The organism is Cupriavidus sp. GW822-FHT03E04 (genome assembly GCF_058801495.1).
The window spans coordinates 100,966-121,255 of record NZ_JBXANI010000009.1 but is presented as its reverse complement, the minus strand read 5'-3'; the positions used below and the strand labels follow the sequence as shown (position 1 = coordinate 121,255).

Genomic DNA, 20,290 nt, shown 5'->3' with positions numbered 1-20,290 from the left:
GGGGCCTCTCGTCAGCCGACCGGTGTAAGCACAGGCTCGCCGGCAAAATGCAGCCGGCTGTTCTCCTGGAACTGCCGCACTGAAGCGTCGATGGCTTCCGGCGACCTGCCTGCCACGTGCGGGGTCAGGACCACATTGGGGCAGTCGAACAGCTCGGCGGGTGGCTCGGGCTCGGTCTCGTACACGTCAAGTCCGGCGCCGCCGAGCTTGCCGGCGCGCAGGGCATCCGCCAGCGCCGCGGTGTCAAGCACGCTGCCGCGCGCGATATTGACCACGAAGCCGCCCGGGCCCAGCTGGGCCAGCACCTTGGCGTCGACCAGGTGGCGGGTGCCCGCGCCGCCGGGCGTGGCGATGATCAGGTAGTCGGCCCATTCGGCCAGCGCGCCAAGGCTGTCGAAATAGCGATACGGCGCGTCGTCGCGCGGGGCCCGGTTGTGATACCCCACCTCCAGGTCGAAGCCCAGGCCGCGCTGCGCAATGCGCTGGCCGATGGTGCCGAGGCCGAGAATCCCCATGCGCTTGCCCGACACATTGGGCTGCAGCGGCAGCGCGGTGCGCCACTTGCCGGCGCGCGTGGCCTGGTCCAGCGCCGGGATGGCGCGCACGGTGGCTAGCAGCAGCGCCATGGCGTGGTCCGCCACGCAGCTGTCGTTGGTGCCGGCACCGTTGGCCACGACGATGCCGCGCGCGCGGGCGTGGGCCACGGCAATGTTCTCGTACCCCGCGCCCAGCGCGCACACCAGCTCCAGCGCGGGCATGGCGTCGATCTCCGCGGCGGTGAGGCCGACCGTGCCGATCGTCAGCACCGCGCGCACGCGGGCGCCGGCCTCCCGGACCTGCGTGGCACGGGCCGCGCTGTCGGGCGCGTAGAGCACCTCGTATTGTTCGGCAATCGAGGACAGATGCTGTGCGCTGACGTGGCTGAGGACGAGCAGGAGCGGCTTCATGATGGGCAGGAGATTGTTTCGGGGCCGTTGGCGACGGCTGGGAGGAGGGTGAGCGGCCCCGGGACGAGGCCTGAGCTGCACCGCAGCATTGTAGCGGCGGCGCGCCGGGCTTGCTGGCGTGCTCCGGCGCGCCATCGATTATCAAATGCTTGCCAAGAGTGCTTCCAATCCTGGGTGGATGATCCGCCGGCGCGCCGTGACCATAATGGCTGGCAAGCATGCGGCCTTCCTTCCTGCCGCATGGATTGGCCATTGAAGGAAATTCAAGGAGTCTTGCCATGTTTCCCGATTTCAAGAACGCCAGGGTGCTGGTGGTTGGCGGCAGTTCCGGCATCGGCCTGGCCACCGCGGCTGCCTTTGCCGAGCGCGGCGCCAGCGTCACGATCGCCTCGCGCTCGCAGGAAAAAGTCGATGCCGCTGTACGCACGCTGGCCAGCGCCGGCACGGTCAGCGGCGCCACGGTCGATATCACCGACGACGCCAGCGTGGCGCAGTTCATGGACGGCGCCACCCCGTGGGACCACGTTGTGATCTCCGCCGCGCAGACGCCCACCGGCCCGGTGCGCCAGTTGCCGTTGGCCGATGCTTACGCCGCGATGAACAGCAAGTTCTGGGGCGCCTATCGCGTGGCGCGCCTGGTGCCGATCAGCGCGCATGGCTCGCTGACGCTGGTTTCGGGCTTCCTGGGCGTGCGGCCGAGCAAGGCATCCGTGCTGCAGGGCGCCATCAATGCCGCGCTGGACGCGCTCAGCCGCGGGCTGGCGCTGGAACTGTCGCCGGTGCGCGTCAACACCGTCTCTCCGGGCCTGATCGCCACGCCGCTGTGGGACAAGCTGGACGGCGCCGCGCGCAAGGCCATGTTCGAAAACGTGGCCGCGCGGCTCCCGGCGCAGCGCGTCGGCCAGCCAGAAGACGTGGCGCAGGCCATCCTTTACCTGGCCGGGACGGGCTTTGCCACGGGTTCGACGGTGCTGCTCGATGGCGGCGGCGCGATCGGCTGACGCTCCGGATTGCTACGCAGAAACGGGTACGCTTTGCCGCGCCGGCAGTTGGTTCCGCCCGCGCGGCGGGCGCTCTGGCCGCTTGTCAAGCCTTGAACCGGAGCGGGAATACCGCTCTAATGCAGCGGATGCGACTTATCGACTCCGTGAAAATGAAGCCTGCCTTCCTGTCCGTCCTGCTGCTAGCCACTGCGCTGGCGGCCCCCATGGCCCCCGCCGCCGCCGCGCCACCGCCCGCCGCCACGCAGGCCGAGGTCACCCATCTCTTTGGCTACCTGGCGGGCTCGAATTGCCAGTTCAACCGCAATGGCAGCTGGTATTCGGCGCCAGATGCGGCCGCCCACCTCAAGAAGAAGTACGACTACCTGGCCGACAAGGGCGTCATCAGCACCAGCGAGAGCTTTATCGAACTGGGCGCGAGCAAGAGCAGCGTCAGCGGCAAGCCTTACCTGGTCAAGTGCGGCCAGGCCCAGCCGGTGCAGAGCGCACCGTGGCTAGGCGCCGAACTGGCGCGCTATCGGCAGAAGGCTGCGGGCAAGTAGGCGCGAGCCCCTTCCTGGCCGTTGCAGGTGGGTTTGACGGCACGCAGAAACGGGTACGCTTTTGCCTTTCGGCAACAAAAGCCGGCCAGGACACCTTGTCAGACGGCCACCGATAGGCAACCGGCTTTCGCCGAACCATACTCAGTCCGGGCGGCACTCTGGCGGCACTCACGCTGATTGTCGAATGCGGCCCAATGCGTCCTCATAGCTCCGTGCGCGCCTCGCCGCGCTGGGCTCTTCTTAGGCGCATACGATGCGGGCCCCGGTGTTTTCTGCCAAGGCCGCAAGGCTTGGCTAAGGAGAATCCGGATGCAGACTGTCATATCCGATAACGAAAGCGCTCCCGCTCCTGCTGCCTCCTGGCGCCGGTTGACGCACCGTGCCTGTGCAACCCTGGCGGTCTGCAGTGCCATCGCGGCGCTGGGATGGATCGCCTGGATCTGCTGGCGGCTGGTCAGCGTGATTGCGCCGGGCAGCATGAGCTTTGTCGACGCCTTGATGGTGCTGGTGATGCTGGCCTTCACCTGTGGTGCGGCCGTTACCGTCTGCGCCGTGTGCGAGATGGGCCAGCGCTAAGCGGCGCCTCATATTTCCTTGGTCATTCCCTTCAGGTCGATCCATGCATCGAACTGGGCCGCCGTGACATGTCCGGAGGCAAGCGCCGCCTCGCGCAGCGGCAGGCCTCGCGTGACCGCCAGCTTGGCGATTTCGGCGGCGCGGTCGTAGCCGATGTACGGGTTGAGCGCCGTCACGGGCATCAGCGAGCGCCCGAGCATCTCGGCGATGCGCTCGCGATCCGCCTGTACCCCTTGCACCATGCGTTCGGCAAAGCTCGCGGCGGCATCGGCAAGCAGCGTGACCGATTGCAGCAGGCTGTAGATGATCACGGGCTTGTACGCGTTGAGCTCGAGCGTGCCGAGACCATTGGCCAGCGTGACGGTGGTGTGGTTGCCGATCACCCGGCAGCACACCATGGCCAGCGCCTCGGCCTGGGTGGGATTGACCTTGCCCGGCATGATCGAAGAGCCAGGTTCGTTGGCCGGCAGGATCAGTTCGGCAAGGCCCGCGCGCGGGCCGGAGCCGAGCAGCATGAAATCGCGCGCTATTTTCAGGAAGGACGATGCCGTGGTATTGAGCGCGCCCGACAGGTCGGCCAGCGCATCGTGCGAGGCTTGCAGCGCATAGCGGTTCGGCGCGGGCTCGAACGGCAGGCCCGTGTAGTCCGACAGCGCGCGCGCGAAGGCCGCGGCAAAACCATGCGGCGCATTCAGCCCGGTGCCCACCGCGGTGCCGCCCTGCGGCACCGGCATGGCGCGCAGCATGGCCTGGCGCAGGCGCGACTGGGCATCTCCCACCTGGGCTTCGTAGCCGGAGAACTCCTGGCCGAGCGTCAGCGGCACGGCGTCCTGCAAGTGCGTGCGGCCCACCTTGACGATGTCGCTGAACGCGTCCACCTTGCGCCCGAGCGCCTGCTGCAAGCGCTCCAGCGCGGGCAGCAGTTGCAGCTGGATCGCCCGGGTGGCGGCGATATGCATCGCCGTGGGAAAGCTGTCGTTTGAAGACTGGCTGGCGTTGACGTGATCGTTGGGATGCACCGGCTGCTTCGCGCCCGGCTCGCCGCCCAGCAGTTGGATCGCGCGGTTGGCAATTACCTCGTTCAGGTTCATATTGGTCTGCGTGCCCGAGCCGGTCTGCCAGACCGAGAGCGGGAACTCCCCGGGCCACTTGCCGGCGATGATCTCCTGCGCCGCCGCCTCGATGGCGTGGGCCAGTTCCGGCGTGAGCACGCGCAACTCTCGGTTGGCACGCGCGGCACAGAGCTTGAGGATGGCGAATGCTTCGATCAGCGCGGGCGGCATCGTCTCGCTGCCGATGCGGAAGTTCTGGCGCGAGCGCTCGGTCTGCGCGCCCCACAGGTGCCGGGCTGATACTGGTATGTCGCCCAGGCTGTCGGTCTCGATCCGGGTGGCGTCCTGCTTGCGCTCGGGCATGGCATTCTCCTGTTCGGTCGAAAGCGGCGTGGCAACAGATCCCCGCGCCTTAGAATACGCCCCCGGCCGCAACGGCGTCATCCCTGGCGCCGGGCGCGGCCACCGAGGCCCAGCGCCCGATTCACCTGCGCTATCACCACGCGTCTCCAGCATGCTCATTGCCCAGCTCAAGTCCTTCTTCATGGTCGCCCGCATCGGCAGCGTGACCCAGGCTGCCAAGCGGCTCGGCCTGTCGCAGCCGACCATCACCGCCCAGATCCGTGCGCTGGAGGAGGCCTACGGCGTCGGGCGGGCGTGGTGCCTGCCACGCCGATGGAAATCGGCAGCCGGGAATCGATCCGGGAGGCGGTCATTCGCGGACTCGGCGTATCCGTCATTGCCCGCCACGAGGTGCCAAGCCATCCACACCTGAAAATGCTGGATTTTGAGGATAGTAGCGAGGAAATGAGTGAGTATCTTTATTTTTTGCGCGAACGACGCGGCGCGCGCCTGATCGATGCATTCGTCGCCGCGGCCCGCCCTGGCGCGCAGGTCATGCCGGACTAGTCCGCAGCCGCCTGCTTTACTGCCTCGGGCCCTGTCCTATCGTTTCTCGCCCTAAGCCGCGCGATATCCCCGCTGGGAGAACATGCACTGGTCTGCAATTTATCGAGCCAGAATGGCACTGCGAGCGGTCATCGCTGCCCGGCAACAGCGCCTTACCGGATAATGTAGAGACATTTGGCTGGCAATGTGAAGTGTTCCCCGCTTCAGAAGGGGGTGGGTTCCCTCATGACGTGGAAACTGTCAGGCTTGGGCTGCCCGCGAAAGGCCGTGGCGCCTACCCGCGCGGGAAATCCTCCGGATCGGGGCATGGGGGCTGCCGTTGTGGATGTTGCGAGGATGGGACATAGCCATTGTCGCTCGCAAAGCATTTGCCCAGATCGCCGGGTTGGTAAGAAAATGGCGCTCCAACAATAAGAAGAGTATTGACTGTAAGCAATTAAAACAGGATCTCGGGGTGAATCAAGCAATTCTGCAATATCTTACTGAGCGGCATTGCTCGTCGCAATGGCGTGATGTACTGTCGGCGCTCGCCGAAGAACTATCCGAGTCCATGGACGTGGCCGGCCTGCGCGCCGTGATGTGGCGCGTTGGCGCGCGTTTTGCCAAGCGTTTCGATCCTGGCGCCTGCGCGACGCTTGCCGAGCTGGAGCGCGCCGTCGCCCAGATCTGGCTGGATGTGGACTGGGGCTGGACCAGCATCGAGGATGTGGGGGGGGCCCTGGTGGTCCGGCATTTCTGCGCGCCGCTGAACGCGGCGCTTGGAGACGGAGCCGACACATGGTCGCCGGCATTTCTGGAGGGGGCGTACCAGCACTGGTTCCGTATGCTCGGCTCGTCCGAGACCCTGCGGGTCAGCCAAAGTACACCGATCGATGCTACCGGATGCGTGGAGTTCCGGTTCGGGCGTTGAAGTGCCGTCCGCCGTTTGCGGCAGTTTTCGCGCCGGCGTACTGCCTTGCGTGAGTGAGATCCCATGAGTCAATCCGACGATTTGTCCAAGCTGTTCCAGCGTTTCGGCGGCAAGGCGGAGTCATATAAAGAGATCGTGCGCGAAGACGCGGCGACGCAGGCGCGCGAGCGCTGGCCGCTGCTGACGTCCGTGCGGGTCGACCGCGCTGCCGTGGTGCCACCTGTGCAGCCCGCCGCGCCGCCTGCGCATGACGTTGCCGGCACGGCAGCGGCGCCGGCCGCGCCGCCTGCGCCATTGTGGCGCGCGGCCCTGCCGGCAGGCGAGCTTCCACCTGCCGCGGAGCCGGCTCGCGCCGCCGAGGCTCCTGCCGCTCAGGTTGCTCCCCCGGCCGCACCGGCGGCAACGGGCGCGGCCGCCTCGGCGATGATGCCGCGTTTCCGCACGCCGGAAGGCATGGCGCCGGTGACGTCGGCCTCGATGCCGCGATCAACGCCGGAAGTTGCCGCAGCGTCGCCCCAACCCGCAGCCGTAGCGAACCCGGTCGCTGCCCCCGAGCCCGAGCCGGCCCGCATTTGGTCCCCGGCGGCGCCCGCGGTGTCGGCGGCTGAGCCAGCCCGCGCCGCCGACACCGAATTATCCAAGGTGTTCGCCCGCCTCGAAGGCCGCCAGGAGCCGGCCACCACCAGCGAGCGCGCACCCGCGCGCCGCTCCTTTCTAGATCGGCTGAATCGCTCGTGAAGATCATTGCTGTTGTCTCGGCCAAAGGCGGCGTGGGCAAGACCACGCTGTCGGCCAACCTGGCTGAAGCGCTGGCGGTTGCCGGCGAGAACGTACTCGCCGTGGACCTGGATCCGCAGAATGCGCTGCGCCTGCATTTCGGCATGCCGCCGCAGGAAGTTGCCGGGCATGCGCGCGCCACGCTGGCCGGAGAAGCATGGCAGCAGAGCATGTACAAGGGCCGCTCCCGTGTGCTGGTCATGCCGTTCGGCTCGCTCAACGAGACGGACCGCTCTGCGTTTGAAGCGCACCTCTCTACCCATCCGGGATGGCTGCGCGCCCAGCTTGCCGGACTTGGCCTGGGCCGCGACGATGTCGTTGTGATTGATACGCCGCCGGGCCCGTCGCCATACATGCGCCAGGCACTGTCATGCGCGCTGCTGTGCCTGATGGTGTCGCTGCCGGACGCCGCGTCCTACGCCACCATGCCCCTGATGGAAGACCTGATCCGCACCTATTGCGAGGGCCGGCCCGATTACCTGGGCCATATGCTGGTGATCAACCAGGTCGACGTGAGCCGTCAGCTCGGCAAGGACGTGGTGCAGGTGCTGCGCGCCCAGCTGGGCGAGCGCGTGCTGGGCGTGATCCACCAGGACCAGGCGGTGGCAGAGGCGCTGGCCTACGACCGCAGCGTGCTCGAGTACAACCCTCACAGCCAGGCCACGCACGACCTGCAGCGCTGCGCTGCATGGGTGCGCCAGGCGCTGGCCGCTCACGGAGAAGCCGCGTGAAGCCAGCCAAGGCAAAAGCCGCCGCGGCGCCCAAGGGCGCGCGGGCCAAGGGCAAGAACAAGGACAAGGTCAAAAGCAAGGGCAACGACAAGCCCAATGCGCTGTCAGCCGCGTTGCAGCGTTTCGGCAACACCTTCGTCGAGCTTCCCTTTTGGGATAGCGCTGTGGCGCGGGGGCTGGCGTTGCTGGCCGGGCTGTTCATGTTTGCGCTGGTCATCACGGTGCCGCTGGATTTCTGGCAGCAGGTCGGGTTTGCCGCGGTGTGCTTCGGGCTGGCGGTCTGGCTGAACCGGGTCAAGGGCCACCTCGCCACGCTGATGATGGTGATCCTGTCGATCGCGGCCTCCAGCCGTTACATGTACTGGCGCCTGACAGAAACGGTGGGGCTGGGCGGCTGGTTCGACTCCGCTTTTGGCATTGGCCTGGTGCTGGCAGAGATCTACGCGTTCGTGGTGCTGATGCTGGGCTACTTCCAGACCGCGTGGCCGCTCAAGCGCCGTCCGGTGGCCATGCCCGCGGACACCGCGAGCTGGCCGACCGTGGATATCTTCATCCCGACCTACAACGAGCCGCTGTCGGTGGTCAAGCCGACGGTATTCGCGGCGATGGCGCTGGACTGGCCGCGCGACAAGATCAACGTCTACGTGCTGGACGACGGCCGGCGCGAGGAATTCCGCGAGTTCTGCGAGAAGGTCGGCGTCACCCACGTGACGCGTAACCACAATCGCCACGCCAAGGCAGGCAACATCAACGAAGCGCTCAAGGGCACGCACGGCGAGTACGTGGCGATCTTCGATTGCGACCACATTCCCACGCGCTCCTTCCTGCAGATCAGCATGGGCTGGTTCCTCAAGGACCCCAAGCTGGCCATGCTGCAGACGCCGCACTATTTCTTCTCACCCGATCCGTTCGAGAAGAACCTGCGCACCTTCCAGGAAGTCCCCAACGAGGGCGAGTTGTTCTACGGCCTGGTGCAAGACGGCAACGACCTGTGGGACGCTACCTTCTTCTGCGGCTCGTGCGCCGTGATCCGCCGCGCGCCGCTGCTGGAAGTGGGCGGCATCGCGGTGGAAACCGTGACCGAGGACGCGCACACCGCGCTCAAGCTGCACCGCAAGGGCTACGGCACCGCCTACCTGGCGATCCCCCAGGCCGCGGGGCTGGCCACGGAAAGCCTCTCCGGCCACGTCGGGCAGCGCATTCGCTGGGCCCGGGGCATGGCGCAGATCTGCCGGGTGGACAACCCGCTGTTCGGGCCGGGCCTGTCGATCCCGCAGCGGCTGTGCTACCTCAATGCCATGCTGCACTTCTTCTACGGCTTGCCGCGGCTGGTGTTCCTGACGGCGCCGCTGGCGTACCTGCTGTTCGGCGCCCACGTGATCCAGGCCCCGGCGCTGACCATTGCCACCTTCGCGCTGCCGCACCTGTTGCACGCGAACATGACCAACTCACGCATCCAGGGCAAGTTCCGCCATTCGTTCTGGAACGAAGTCTACGAATCCGTGCTGGCGTGGTACATCATGCGGCCTGTGCTGGTGGCGTTCGTCAACCCCGCGGCCGGCAAGTTCAACGTGACGCCCAAGGGCGGCGTGATCGAGGAAGCCTACTTCGACTGGGTGATCTCGCGGCCTTACCTGGTGCTGCTGCTGTTCAACTTGCTGGGCGTGGTGGTGGGCTTCCTGCGGCTGTTCCTGTGGAACCAGTTCGAGGCCACCACGGTGGTGCTCAACCTGATCTGGACGTTCTACAACCTGATCATCCTCGGCGCCTCGATTGCGGTCGCCAGCGAGACGCGCCAGATCCGCGTGGCGCACCGCGTGGCGATGAAGCTGCCCGCCACGCTGCACTTTCCCGATGGCCGCACGCTGGTGTGCGAGACCATCGACTTCGCCGAGGGCGGCATCGGCATGCGGCTGCCGCCGGGCATGAAGGCCGCCGTGGGCGAGCAGGTGCAGATCTCGCTCTACCTGCAGAACGACGAGCACATGTTCCCCGCCAAGGTGGTGTTCCAGGGCGACACGCACACCGGCCTGGAGCTGGCGGAAATGAGCCCGCGCGAGGAGATGGCTTTCGTGCAGTGCACCTTCGCGCGAGCCGACGCGTGGATCGATTCGTGGGGCCGCAAGCGGCCGGATGCCCCGGGGCTGGCCGCCGGCCAGATCCTGCGCATTGGCCTGCTTGGCTTCCATAACGTGATGTTCCACCTTGGGCGCGAGATGCGCCAATTGTTGCGCCGTCCAGAACCTGGCGCTTCCACCCGTTGATCGGCCTCGTCGGCCCAGCGCCGCGTCCCGCAACGGTTCGGGTCGCGGCTTGAACACGCACCGGACCACTGGCAAAAAGACAGAGAATGCGTTTGACCAAGACACCACGCCTGACCGATCGCACGCCTGCGCGCTCAACCGCGCACCGCACCGCGCGCCTGCCCGCCGCGACCCGCCTTAGCGCATTGCTCGCGCTCGCCATGCTGACGGTGACCCCGGCCGGCGCCCAGCGCGCCGGCGTGCCCGACACCACGCGCGACGCGGTCGCCGCGCAGTCGCCCGCCGGGGTGGCGGCGCAGGCCGCCGCCGCAGCGCCCCGCAGCGGCGCGCGCACCGTGCAGCTCACGCTCAAGCAGCTGGGTGCCACCGCGCCGTTCCAGTTGCGTGGCGTGGACGCCATCAACGGCGTGCCGTTCTCGATCCGCGCCGACGAGGTCGTGACTGGCGCGCGCCTGAAATTGCGTTACACGTATTCGCCCGCGCTGATACCGGCGCTGTCGCATATCAACGTGATGGTCAACGGCGAGGTTGCCGGCGCCGTGCCGGTGCCCAAGGACACCGCGGGCACCAGCCTGGAGCGCGATGTGCCGATCGAGCCGCGGCTGATCACCGAGTTCAACCGCCTCAACCTGCAGCTGATCGGCCACTACACCACCGATTGCGAAGATCCCTTCCACTCCAGCCTGTGGGCCACCGTTGGCAACAGCAGCGTGCTGGAGCTCACGCTTACGCCGGTGGCGCTGGCCAACGACCTGGCGCTGCTGCCGCTGCCGTTCTTCGATCGCCGTGACGTTAGCCGCCTCAGGCTGCCCTTTGTGTTCGCTGGTGCGCCGTCGACGGCTACGCTGGAAGCCGCGGGCACGGTCTCGTCATGGTTCGGCGCGCTGGCCGGCTATCGCGGTGCGTCGTTTGCCGCCACGCTCAACCAGGTACCGGCTACCGGCAATGCGGTGGTGTTCGTCACCAACGAGGAAAAGCCCGCCGGCGTGCAGGTGCCCGCCATCGGCGGGCCGTCGATCGCGGTGGTGCCGAATCCGGGCGATGCGAACGGCAAGCTGCTGCTGGTGATGGGCCGCGACAGCGCCGAGCTCAAGACCGCGGCGCAGGCGCTCACGCTCGGCGCGCGCGCGTTGTCCGGGCAGAGCGCCACCATCAACAAGCTCGACGACGTGGCGCCGCGCGTGCCCTACGACGCGCCCAACTGGATCCGCAGCGACCGCCCGGTGCGCTTCGGCGAGCTAGCCGAAGTGCGCGACCTCAATGTCTCGGGCTACAACCCGGACCTGGTGCGGGTGAATTTCCGGCTGCCGCCCGACCTGTTCGGCTGGCGCAGCAAGGGCATCCCGATCGACCTGAAGTACCGCTATACGCCGCGCCCGGTGGTGGACAAGTCCACCCTCAACATCAGCGTGAGCAACCAGTTCCTGCGCGCCTACGCGCTGCGCTCGGTCAAGAACCAGGAGGGCCGTGCCAGCCAGTTGCTGGCCAAGGTGCTGCCGGATGGCTCGGTGCCGGTCGACGAGCGCATCGCGCTGCCGCTGTTCATGCTGCCCGCGCAGTCGCAGCTGCAGTTCCATTTCTACTACGACTACCTCAAGCAGGGCGCGTGCAAGGACGTGATGCTGGACAACGTCAAGGGCGCGATCGACCCGGACTCGACCATCAACATCACCGGCCTGCCGCACTTTATCGCGCTGCCTGACCTGGCGGTGTTTGGCAACAGTGGCTTCCCCTTCACGCGCATGGCCGACCTCTCCGAGACCGCGGTCATCCTGCCGGACAAGCCCGCTGCCGAGGACTACTCGACTTACCTCACGCTGATGGGGCGCATGGGCGAGTCCACCGGCTATCCCGCCACCGGAGTGGCCGTGAGCGGCGCCGCGCAGGTCGACAAGCAGGCCGCGCGCGACCTGCTGGTGATCGGCACCACGCAGAGCCAGCCGCTCTTCACGCAATGGGCCGAGCGCATGCCGGTCACGCTGGCCGGCAATGAAAAGCGCTTTGCGCTGACCGATCTGGTCTCCGCCGTGACGGGCTGGTGGAACGGCGCGGATGGCACGCGCAACCACCCGGTCGAGACGCGCATGTCGATCAGCAGCGCCAGCACCGATGCCGCGCTAAGCGCCTTCGAGTCGCCACTGGCGTCCGGGCGCAGTGTGGTGGCCGTCACCAGCAACGCGCCGCAGGGCCTGCAGACCGTGACCGAGGTGCTGCTCGATCCCGACCGGGTCACGAAGGTGCAAGGCAGCCTGGCGCTGGTGCGCGGCAAAGAGATCGACAGCCTGGCGGCACAGCAGAACTACCATGTGGGCAAGCTGCCGCCCTGGACCTATGTGCAGTGGTGGCTATCGCAGCGCCCCCTTGTCATGGTGCTGATGATCGGCGGCGCTGCGCTGCTGCTGGCGGTGTTGATGTATCTGTCGCTGCGGGCGCGCGCCGCGCGCCGCAAGCTGGGGGAACACAAGTGAGCGTGAACCGCACACGCCGCCGATGGATCGCGGGCTTGCCCGGCCTGGGCGCGCTCGGGGTGCTGGGTGGCTGGCCCGCGCTGGCGCATGCCGCAGCGCCGAAGGCATCGCCGCAGGCTGCCTGTGCGTGGCCGCTGTACCAGCAGTTCCTGTCCCGCTTCGTGCAGGCCGACGGCCGCGTGCTCGACCCGTCCACCAAGGAGCAGCAAAGCACCTCCGAGGGCCAGTCCTACGGCATGGTGTTCGCCCTGATGGCCAACGACCGCGCTACCTTCGACCGCCTGTGGCAATGGAGCGTTGCCAACCTCGGCGCGGGCAACCTGCAGGACAAGCTGCCCGCCTGGCAGTGGGGCCACCGGGCCGACGGCTCGTGGGGCGTGATCGATGCCAACCCCGCATCGGATGCCGACCTGTGGTTCGCCTTCGCGCTGCTTGAAGCTGCACGGTTGTGGAAGCAGCCGCGTTATGGCGAGCAGGCGCGCGCGCTGCTCAAGCTGGTGGCCAAGCAAGAGGTGGTGTCGCTGCCCGGCTTTGGCACCATGCTGTTGCCGGCGCCGCAGGGCTTTGTCCAAGGCAATGCCGATGGCCCGCGCCAGTGGCGCCTCAACGCCAGCTACCTGCCGGTGCCGTTGCTGCGCCGCCTGGCCGCTGTCGAGCCGTCCGGCCCGTGGGGCACGCTCGCCACGCAGGCCGGCAAGCTGGTCGACGCAGTGGCCAAACAGGGCATCGTGCCCGACTGGTCGGCCTACCGCAGCGACGCGGCCGGCACCGGTTTTCTCACCGACCCGGACAAGGGCGACGTCAGCAGCTATGACGCCATCCGCGTCTACCTGTGGGCCGGCGTGACACCGCGCGGTGACGCCGCTGGCCGCATGCTGATGAAGGCACTGGCGCCGCAGGCGCAGCGCATGGCGGGACGCGCCGCGCCGCCCGAGCGCATGCACGCCGACAGCGGCGCAGTGGACGGCGACGGCCCGGCGGGCTTCTCCGCCGCACTGGTGCCGTTCCTGCAGGCGGCTGGATCGCCGGCGGCCGCGGTGCAGCGCACCCGGGCGGAGACGATGATCGACTCAGCCACGGGCAAATCCGCCGCCACGTACTACGACACCGTATTGGGATTATTCGGCCTCGGCTTTGCCGAAGGCCGCTACCGGTTCGCGCCTTCGGGGCAACTGGAGCTGGAGTGGGAGAAGACATGTCGAACCGCAAGCGCCCGGCCATGAACGGACGCGCGAACACCCCCCGCTCGGCGAGCGGGCAGCACATTGCTGCGGACACCGCGCGCGGCAAGGGCCTGCGTGCCAAGACGCTGGTGCTGAGCCTGCTGACGGCGTTCGCCGCGGCCGCCACGGCGCAGGAAGACCCGGTCAAGCTGTTGGTGGACCAGGGCAAGTACTGGCAGGAACGCGGCCGCAGCGACCGCGCTGCCGAAGCGTGGCAGAAGATCCTGCGCCTGAATCCGGCCCAGCCGGAAGCCCTGTATGGCATGGGCGTGGCCGAAGCCGAGGCGGGCCGCCCCGATGGCGCGCGCACCTACCTGGAGCGCTTGAAGAAGGCCCAGCCCAACTCCCCGCTGGTGGCGCGCCTCACGCAGGTGATCAGCAGCGGCGGCGCGACCCGGCAGGTCGAGCAGGCGCGCCAGCTGGCGCGCAGCGGCCAGAGCGAGGAAGCGGTCAAGCGCTATCAGCAAGCCGCGGGCGGCGCGGTGCCGCAAGGCAACCTGGCGCTGGAGTACTACCAGACGCTGGGCGGCACGGCGCAGGGCTGGGATGAAGCCCGCAAGGGCCTGGAGCAACTGGCCCGTGCCAATCCGTCGGACAACCGCGCGCAGCTCGCGCTGGCGCAGCACCTGACCTATCGCGAGTCCACGCGCCGCGACGGCATTCGCCAGCTGGAGGCGCTGTCTAAAAGCAGTGACGTAGCTGCTCAGGCCAGCGAGAGCTGGCGGCGGGCGCTGACCTGGCTGGGCGGCCGCCCGGCGGATGCGCCGCTGTACCAGGCCTGGCTGGCAAGCCATCCCGACGACGCCACCATCCGCGCCAAGCTTGACGCGGTCAAGGCCCAGCAGCAACAGCAGCAAGCCACGCAAGCGGCAGGCGCCGCTGGCAACCCCGTGCGCCAGATCGTGCAACAAGGCTTCGATGCCATGGATGCCGGCGACCTCGAACGCGCCGGTGACCGGTTCCAGGCCGCGCTGCAGGAGCGCCCCGGCGACGCAGACGCGCTCGGCGGCATGGGCGTGCTGCGCCTCAAGCAGGAGAAGTTTGCCGAGGCCCTGGATTTCCTCGACCAGGCCGCTAAGCGTGGTGCCGGCGGCCGCTACCGCAGCGCACAGAACAGCGCCACGTACTGGCTGCTGTCCGAGCAGGCCAGCACCGCGCGCGGCGCGGGCAACCGCGCCGAGGCGCGCAGCCTGCTGGAGCGAGCGGTCAAGCTCGACCCGCGCGAGCCTTCCGCCCAGGTGGCGCTGGCCGACGTGATGGCCGAGGAAGGCCAGTACGCCCCGGCCGAAGCCGCGTATCGTCGCGTGCTCAAGCAGCAGCCCGACAACCCCGACGCTACGCGCGGCCTGGTTGGCGTGCTGGCGGCGCAGAACAAGAGCGCGGAAGCGCTCGCTATCGTGCAGAACCTGACGCCCGCCCAGCAGGACAAGGTCGGCTCGCTGGGCAAGCTGCGCGCCGAGGAGGCGCGTGGCCAGGCCCGCGCCGCCTTGCAGCGCGGCGATGCCGCCGGCGCGCGCCGCGCGCTGGAAGACGCGATGGCGGCCGACCCGACCAACCCTTGGGTGCGCCTGGATGTAGCGCGCGCTTATGCGTCGATGGGCTTGAAGGAGCAGGCGCGCAGCGTCATGGACGGCTTGCTGCTGTCCAACCCCAATATGCCGGACGCGCTGTATGCCAGCGCGTTGCTGTCCGCCGAAACCGGCGACTGGCAAAGCGGGCTTGAAGCGCTGGAGCGCATTCCCCCGCAGAGCCGCACCCGCGACATGGGCACCCTGCAACGCCGCCTGTGGGTGCACGCCGAAGCCGAGCGAGCCAGCGGGCTCGCCGCCGCCGGGCAGCAGGCCGCGGCGCTGGGCGTGCTGCAGCAAGCGGAACGTTACGCCCAGCAGGACCCCGACCAGCTCGGCGCGCTGGCGCTGGCTTACGCCGATGCGGGTGACGAGGCGCGTGCGCTCTCGCTGATGCGCAACGTCATGGGCCGCACGGTGCGCCCGGACGTCGGCATGCAACTGCAGTACGCCGCCATTCTGCTCAAGACCAGGCAGGACGTGGAACTGGCCGGTGTGCTGCGCCAGCTCGCCAACGCCAGCCTGAGTGCTTCGCAGCGCCGTGACTATGACGACCTGCGGGTCGCCTACATCGTGCGCCAGGCCGATGCGCTGACCGAGAGCGGCGACCTCGTGGCTGCCTACGACATGCTGGCGCCGGCGCTCTCCGAGCGCCCCGGCAACAGCGCCGTGCGCGCCAGCCTGGCGCGCATGTACGCGCAGGCGGGCGAGAACAAGAAGGCTCTGACGCTGTACGAGAGCGTGCTGGAGAAGGATCCGCGCAACCTTGACCTGATGCTGGCGGCGATCGGCACCGCCACCGCTGCCAAGGAGTACAGCTGGGCCGAAGGCACGCTGCAGATGGCGCTGGCGCAGGCGCCCAGATCGCCCAAGGTGCTGACCGCCGCCGGGCGGCTCTACCGCGCCCAAGGCAAGACCTCGCGCGCCGCCGAGTACTTCCGCGCAGCGGTGGCGGCAGAGAATGCCGCGGGCATAGCCTCGGCCGGCGCGCGCCCGGATGGCGCGGGCTTCGACCGCGTGCCGTCCAACCCGTTTGTCGGCCTGCCCGGCCAGCGCGGCAGTTCGCAGTTGCCGCCGCCCGGGTCGCAGGCGCCGTACCTGATCGTGCCCGGTCCCACGCGTGCCGCGGCCGCACCCCAGCCGGCAATGGCGCCCGCGCCGGTGATGATGAACGCCGGTGCACAGGCCTCGCAACCCTACATCCCGGCGCCGGTGTCCGCCGCCGGGCAGGGCATGGCACCGGAGATCCAGCAGCCGCAGGCCTACTATGCGCAGCAGGTGCAAGCGCCGATGCCGATGCCGATGCAGGCGCCCGCCAGCACGCGCGGCAAGAATACGCGCGCGGCCAAGGCGCCGGCGCAGGCTTATCCAGCCAATCAGGCTTATCAGACTGGTCAGGCTGGCCAGGCCTACCCCGCCTATCCAGCCAACGCGCAGGTCGCCCAGCAACCGGGTGTGCCCTATCCCGTGCCGCAGCAGGCCATGGCACCTCAGTATCCCGCTGCGCAGTACACCGCGCCGGCGGCCGGCGGCTACGCGGCGGCACCCGTGCCCGCCGCGACTGCGCGCCAGCCGATTGGCGCGCAGTCGCGCGCGCCCTGGCTGGCCGAAGCCGATTCGCAGGCCAACCCGACCGGCCCCAAGACTGCGCAGCAGGAACTCAACGAGATCGAATCGCAGCGCACCAGCACGCTCGCCGGTGGCCCTGTGCTACGCGGGCGCAATGGCGACTCCGGCATGAGCCAGCTCACCGAGATGCAGGTGGTGGCCGAAGCCAAGATAGCCGTCGGCAACGGCAAGCTGGTGGCGCGCGTGACACCGGTCGCGCTGGACGCGGGCTCCGTCGGCAGCGACTTCAACAGCGCCTCGCGCTTTGGCGGCGGCCCGCTGGCGGTCCCGGTGGGCGGCGCGCCCGTCAACTCGGCCGGCACGCCGCTGCGGTCCACTTCCGCCGGCCAGCAGAATGCCTTTGGTGTGGCGCTGGGCGTGGCCTATGAATCGGACCGCATCAAGGCTGACATTGGCAGCACGCCGCTGGGCTTCCGCTACACCGACGTCAATACCGGCGTGCGCTTCAACCTGCCGCTGACGCAACGTACCACGCTGTCGCTTGGCGCATCGCGCCGCCCTGTCACCGACAGCTTGCTGTCGTACGCGGGCGCGCGCGATGACCGCACCGGCCTGCAGTGGGGGGGCGTGATGAACAGCAGCGGGCGCGTCGACCTGGGTTGGGACGATGGCTTCTTCGGCATCTACGGCTACGGCGGCTATGGCTTGCTGACCGGCCACGATGTGAAGCGCAACACGCGTTGGGAAGGCGGTGGCGGGTTCTACCTGCGCCTGATCGACAGCACCGAGCAGCGCCTGATGAGCGGGGTGAACTTCACCTCGATGGGGTACGCGGATAACCTGCGCTACTTCACCTTCGGCCAAGGCGGTTACTTCAGCCCGCAGACCTACTTCGCCGTGACCGTGCCGCTCTCGCTGGCAGGGCGCAGCGGCAGGCTGGCCTACAATGTGCGCGGCGCGTTAGGCATGCAGGCGTTCCGCGAGGATGCGTCGGACTATTTCCCGACCGATCGAGCGGCCCAGTCGGCGGCCGGCAACACCGTCTATCCTGGCCAGTCCAAGACCGGCCTGGCCTACAATCTGGTTGGCTCGATGGAGTACCAGGCGGCCCAGCAGCTGTTTGTCGGCGGCATGCTTGGCATCGACAACGCGCGCGACTATCGCCAGTGGTATGCCGGCGTCTATGTGCGCTACGCGTTGCAGCGCCAGACCGGGCTGATCGCGTTCCCGCCGGTGGCGCCGCAGTCGGCCGTGGGCCCCGCGCCGTTCTGAGGGGCGCGCAACGGATGAATCAATCAAGTGAAGCGCAGCCAGGCGGCTGCGCAAAGGAAGTCCATCATGGGTGAAGCAAAACAACGGGGCAGCCAGGCAGAGCGTGCCGGCCAGGCCCGCGCGCGGCTCGAAGGCATGCGGCCCGCGCAACTGGTGTGCGGCGCGTGCAAGACGGCGTTCAGTACCTTCGATGCCATCGACGCCCCCAACCTGCGCGGCATCGATGCCGTGTTTGGCGGGCAGTGCCCGAACTGCGGCAATGACGTGCTGGTGTTCAAGGGCGAGCCTCAAGCCGTGGCGGATGCCATGGTGGCATGGGAGCGGATGATGGGCGCGGACACCAAGCTGGGCTATCAGTCGCGCGACGGTAAGCATGTGCCGTTCGAAGAAGGCAAGTAAGTCAGCCAGGCGAGCTAAGTCAGCTGTCCAGTAGTTCCGGCGGTCCCATCTCGAAGCGGCCCCGGCCTGCCGCCTTGGCGCGGTAGAGCAGGGCATCGGCCTGGCGCATCAGCTCCTGGTCCGGCATGGGTGCGCCCTTGTAGAGCGCCACGCCGATGCTCACATCCACATCGGCAAACACCCCGTCGATGAAAAAGCGCCGGCTCACCGAGTGCACGATGGCCTGCGCAATGCGCTGGGCATTGGCCGCGCCGCCGATATCCTCCAGCACTACCGCGAACTCGTCGCCGCCCAGGCGCGCCACCGTGTCGCGCTCGCGCACGCAGCGCTGCAGGCGCCGCCCGAAGGCCTGCAGCAGCAGGTCGCCGGTGATGTGGCCGTGGAAGTCGTTGACCGCCTTGAAGCGATCCATGTCCAGGTAGAGCAGCGCCATGAGCCGGCCGTCTTCGCGGCTGCGCGCCATGGCGGCCTGCAGCAGCGCCTCGAAGGCGTTGCGGTTGAGCAACTGGGTCAGGTGGTCGAGCCGGGAGATGCGCGATAGCCGCAGGGTTTCCAGCTTGCGCTGGGTCACGTCCTGCACATGCACATGCACGCCCACCACATGGCTGCCATCTGCGCTCCATTCGGGGCGCAGGCTGGTCTCCATGCAGCGGTAATCCGGATCGCTTTCTTCCGTCTCGAACGTCACCGCGTTGCCCGCCAGCGCTTTTTGCAGGAACGGCCGGGCGCGGGCATAGCGGGTGTCGCCGATCACCTCGCGCACGGTCATGCCGCGCAGCGCCTGCACCGTGATGCCGAAAGTCCGCTCGTAGGCGAGATTGTTGAAGACATAGCGCTCGTCGGGCCCGATAAACGCCAGCAGCGCAGGCAGCGTATCGGTGACCGCGCGCAACTGGCGCTCGCTCAGGTCGAGCTGCTCGCGCCGCTCGCGCACGTCATGCATCAACTGCCCGAAGGCGCGCGCCAGATCGCCGATCTCGTCACGCTGCTGCGCTGGCAGTTTCTCGTAGGCCGCGAGGTCGTGCGCGCTATCGCTTACCACCTGGTGCAGGCGCGTGAGCGGCGTCAGCAGATGCCGCACCGTCAGCCAGATCAGCAGGGCCACCACCGCCAGCGACAGCAGCGCCAGCGCGAGGAAGCGCACCTGCATGGCGTGCAGCGGCGCGAACGCCTCCTGCGCTGGCAGCACCGCCACCAGCTCCCATCCGGTGCTCTCCATCAGGTAGCGCGAGATCAGCGGCCTGGCGGGCGAGAGAAACTCGACGCGCCCGCTGCGGTCGTCGACGCCGCAGGTGTCTCCCAGCGCGCGGGCCGGCTGCGTGGCCTTGGCCGGATCGGGGTGCCGCACATAGACCGGCATCCGCCCTCCCGATACCAGGCAATAGAAGCCGGTGGTGCCGAGCCGGTTGTGGGTGATCTCCACCAGGAAGTTGGCGCTCGACAGGTCGAGCCAGCCCCCCAGCAGGCCAAGGAATTCGCCCTGCTTCGAGACGATGGGCACCGCCACCAGCACGCCGGTCGCGCCATTGATACGGGCGCGGATAGGCGGGGTGATCACAGGCTCAAGGGTGCGCGCGGCTTCGCGGAAGTAGTCGCGGTCGGCAATGCTGACCTGCACGCCATCCCGGGCCAGCACGCGGCCCTGGGCATCGGCCAGCATGAACGCATTGAAGGTGCCGGGCACGGGAATCCGCCGCTCCAGCAGCAGGCGCAGCTCGGCGCCCGGGCGGGAGAGCTCGCCGGCCAGTTGCGGCGCTACATGGGACAGCAGGGTGATGCGGTCTTCCATGGCAGTGTCGAGCTGGTCCGAGGCTAGCTTGACGATGGAGTCCTGCTGGTCTTGCAGCGCGGCGCGCAGGTCGTCGTGTGCGTAATAAAGCGATGCCAGCACGATGCCGGTACCAAGCACGGCGGCAAGCGCCGTGGTAATCAGCGCGAGACGCGCCTTCAGGGAAAGCGAAACTTGGGGCATGCGAGCCGGCGGAGTCGGGGGACGGCGCGCGCCTTCTGGACGGCCGGCCCGCATGGTTGCCGGGAGTCGGGCTTCGGCAGGCTTGCAGGCCCGCCAACCCTACCACAAGC

16 protein-coding genes are annotated in these 20,290 nt (G+C 68.3%); 13 read left to right on the top strand and 3 right to left on the bottom strand.

Going from position 1 to position 20,290, the window contains the following annotated elements; translation table 11 throughout:
• Positions 1-11 precede the first annotated feature (11 nt).
• A complete protein-coding gene (locus tag AC1RQC_RS14530) occupies positions 12-947 on the bottom strand; it encodes a 2-hydroxyacid dehydrogenase (protein WP_492371934.1) in 936 nt (311 codons plus the stop codon).
• 278 nt (positions 948-1,225) lie between these two features.
• Between AC1RQC_RS14530 and AC1RQC_RS14525 the strand changes: the two genes are divergently transcribed.
• From AC1RQC_RS14525 to AC1RQC_RS14515, 3 genes are all read left to right on the top strand, one after another.
• A complete protein-coding gene (locus AC1RQC_RS14525; protein ID WP_492883787.1) occupies positions 1,226-1,948 on the top strand; it encodes an SDR family oxidoreductase in 723 nt (240 codons plus the stop codon).
• 152 nt (positions 1,949-2,100) lie between these two features.
• The gene (locus AC1RQC_RS14520) at positions 2,101-2,490 is read left to right on the top strand and encodes a YfeK family protein (RefSeq protein ID WP_492371936.1); all 390 of its coding nucleotides are present in this window, start codon (positions 2,101-2,103) and stop codon (positions 2,488-2,490) included.
• Between the two features lie 309 nt (positions 2,491-2,799).
• Positions 2,800-3,066: a hypothetical protein gene (locus AC1RQC_RS14515; RefSeq protein WP_492883784.1), complete on the top strand. Its 267-nt coding sequence runs from the start codon at positions 2,800-2,802 to the stop codon at positions 3,064-3,066.
• Positions 3,067-3,074: 8 nt separating this feature from the next.
• Here AC1RQC_RS14515 and AC1RQC_RS14510 read toward each other — a convergent pair whose 3' ends face one another.
• A complete protein-coding gene (locus AC1RQC_RS14510) occupies positions 3,075-4,481 on the bottom strand; it encodes a class II fumarate hydratase (protein WP_492829970.1) in 1,407 nt (468 codons plus the stop codon).
• Between AC1RQC_RS14510 and AC1RQC_RS14505 the strand changes: the two genes are divergently transcribed.
• From AC1RQC_RS14505 to AC1RQC_RS14460, 10 genes are all read left to right on the top strand, one after another.
• On the top strand, positions 4,363-4,893 hold the full coding sequence (locus AC1RQC_RS14505) for a LysR family transcriptional regulator (RefSeq protein WP_492811093.1): 531 nt from the start codon (positions 4,363-4,365) through the stop codon (positions 4,891-4,893). The genes AC1RQC_RS14510 and AC1RQC_RS14505 overlap by 119 nt on opposite strands.
• Positions 4,794-5,027, top strand: a complete 234-nt coding sequence (locus AC1RQC_RS14500) for a LysR substrate-binding domain-containing protein (protein ID WP_492811091.1) — start codon at positions 4,794-4,796, stop codon at positions 5,025-5,027. Before AC1RQC_RS14505 ends, AC1RQC_RS14500 begins: the two co-directional genes overlap by 100 nt.
• A gap of 325 nt (positions 5,028-5,352) precedes the next feature.
• Entirely contained in the window at positions 5,353-5,937 is a 585-nt protein-coding gene (gene bcsD / locus AC1RQC_RS14495; protein ID WP_492371939.1) for a cellulose biosynthesis protein BcsD, read from the top strand.
• A gap of 63 nt (positions 5,938-6,000) precedes the next feature.
• Complete coding sequence (bcsP, locus tag AC1RQC_RS14490; protein ID WP_492883782.1) at positions 6,001-6,675, top strand: cellulose biosynthesis protein BcsP; 675 nt, start codon at positions 6,001-6,003, stop codon at positions 6,673-6,675.
• Positions 6,672-7,445, top strand: a complete 774-nt coding sequence (gene bcsQ, locus AC1RQC_RS14485; protein WP_492371941.1) for a cellulose biosynthesis protein BcsQ — start codon at positions 6,672-6,674, stop codon at positions 7,443-7,445. The genes bcsP and bcsQ overlap by 4 nt, the downstream gene beginning before the upstream one ends.
• Positions 7,442-9,709, top strand: coding sequence for a UDP-forming cellulose synthase catalytic subunit (bcsA, locus tag AC1RQC_RS14480; protein WP_492371942.1), 2,268 nt, complete (start codon positions 7,442-7,444; stop codon positions 9,707-9,709). Before bcsQ ends, bcsA begins: the two co-directional genes overlap by 4 nt.
• A 200-nt stretch (positions 9,710-9,909) precedes the next feature.
• Positions 9,910-12,177, top strand: a complete 2,268-nt coding sequence (bcsB, locus tag AC1RQC_RS14475; RefSeq protein WP_492371958.1) for a cellulose biosynthesis cyclic di-GMP-binding regulatory protein BcsB — start codon at positions 9,910-9,912, stop codon at positions 12,175-12,177.
• Positions 12,174-13,400, top strand: coding sequence for a cellulose synthase complex periplasmic endoglucanase BcsZ (gene bcsZ, locus AC1RQC_RS14470; protein WP_492371943.1), 1,227 nt, complete (start codon positions 12,174-12,176; stop codon positions 13,398-13,400). The genes bcsB and bcsZ overlap by 4 nt, the downstream gene beginning before the upstream one ends.
• Complete coding sequence (locus tag AC1RQC_RS14465; protein ID WP_492883780.1) at positions 13,373-17,809, top strand: cellulose synthase subunit BcsC-related outer membrane protein; 4,437 nt, start codon at positions 13,373-13,375, stop codon at positions 17,807-17,809. Before bcsZ ends, AC1RQC_RS14465 begins: the two co-directional genes overlap by 28 nt.
• Before the next feature lie 66 nt (positions 17,810-17,875).
• A complete protein-coding gene (locus AC1RQC_RS14460; protein ID WP_441632494.1) occupies positions 17,876-18,208 on the top strand; it encodes a hypothetical protein in 333 nt (110 codons plus the stop codon).
• Positions 18,209-18,227: 19 nt separating this feature from the next.
• Here the strand turns inward: AC1RQC_RS14460 and AC1RQC_RS14455 are convergent, their stop codons facing one another.
• Positions 18,228-20,180, bottom strand: coding sequence for a sensor domain-containing diguanylate cyclase (locus tag AC1RQC_RS14455; protein ID WP_492883778.1), 1,953 nt, complete (start codon positions 20,178-20,180; stop codon positions 18,228-18,230).
• Positions 20,181-20,290: the final 110 nt, after the last annotated feature.

Coding starts and splice junctions, on each gene's coding strand:
- AC1RQC_RS14515 (WP_492883784.1), top strand. CDS start 2,800: ATGCAGACTGTCATATCCGATAACGAAAGCGCTCCCGCTCCTGCTGCC.
- AC1RQC_RS14455 (WP_492883778.1), bottom strand. CDS start 20,180: ATGCCCCAAGTTTCGCTTTCCCTGAAGGCGCGTCTCGCGCTGATTACC.
- AC1RQC_RS14510 (WP_492829970.1), bottom strand. CDS start 4,481: ATGCCCGAGCGCAAGCAGGACGCCACCCGGATCGAGACCGACAGCCTG.
- AC1RQC_RS14500 (WP_492811091.1), top strand. CDS start 4,794: ATGGAAATCGGCAGCCGGGAATCGATCCGGGAGGCGGTCATTCGCGGA.
- bcsP (WP_492883782.1), top strand. CDS start 6,001: ATGAGTCAATCCGACGATTTGTCCAAGCTGTTCCAGCGTTTCGGCGGC.
- AC1RQC_RS14525 (WP_492883787.1), top strand. CDS start 1,226: ATGTTTCCCGATTTCAAGAACGCCAGGGTGCTGGTGGTTGGCGGCAGT.
- AC1RQC_RS14520 (WP_492371936.1), top strand. CDS start 2,101: ATGAAGCCTGCCTTCCTGTCCGTCCTGCTGCTAGCCACTGCGCTGGCG.
- bcsB (WP_492371958.1), top strand. CDS start 9,910: ATGCTGACGGTGACCCCGGCCGGCGCCCAGCGCGCCGGCGTGCCCGAC.
- bcsD (WP_492371939.1), top strand. CDS start 5,353: ATGTTGCGAGGATGGGACATAGCCATTGTCGCTCGCAAAGCATTTGCC.
- AC1RQC_RS14505 (WP_492811093.1), top strand. CDS start 4,363: ATGCGGAAGTTCTGGCGCGAGCGCTCGGTCTGCGCGCCCCACAGGTGC.
- AC1RQC_RS14460 (WP_441632494.1), top strand. CDS start 17,876: ATGGGTGAAGCAAAACAACGGGGCAGCCAGGCAGAGCGTGCCGGCCAG.
- AC1RQC_RS14465 (WP_492883780.1), top strand. CDS start 13,373: ATGTCGAACCGCAAGCGCCCGGCCATGAACGGACGCGCGAACACCCCC.
- AC1RQC_RS14530 (WP_492371934.1), bottom strand. CDS start 947: ATGAAGCCGCTCCTGCTCGTCCTCAGCCACGTCAGCGCACAGCATCTG.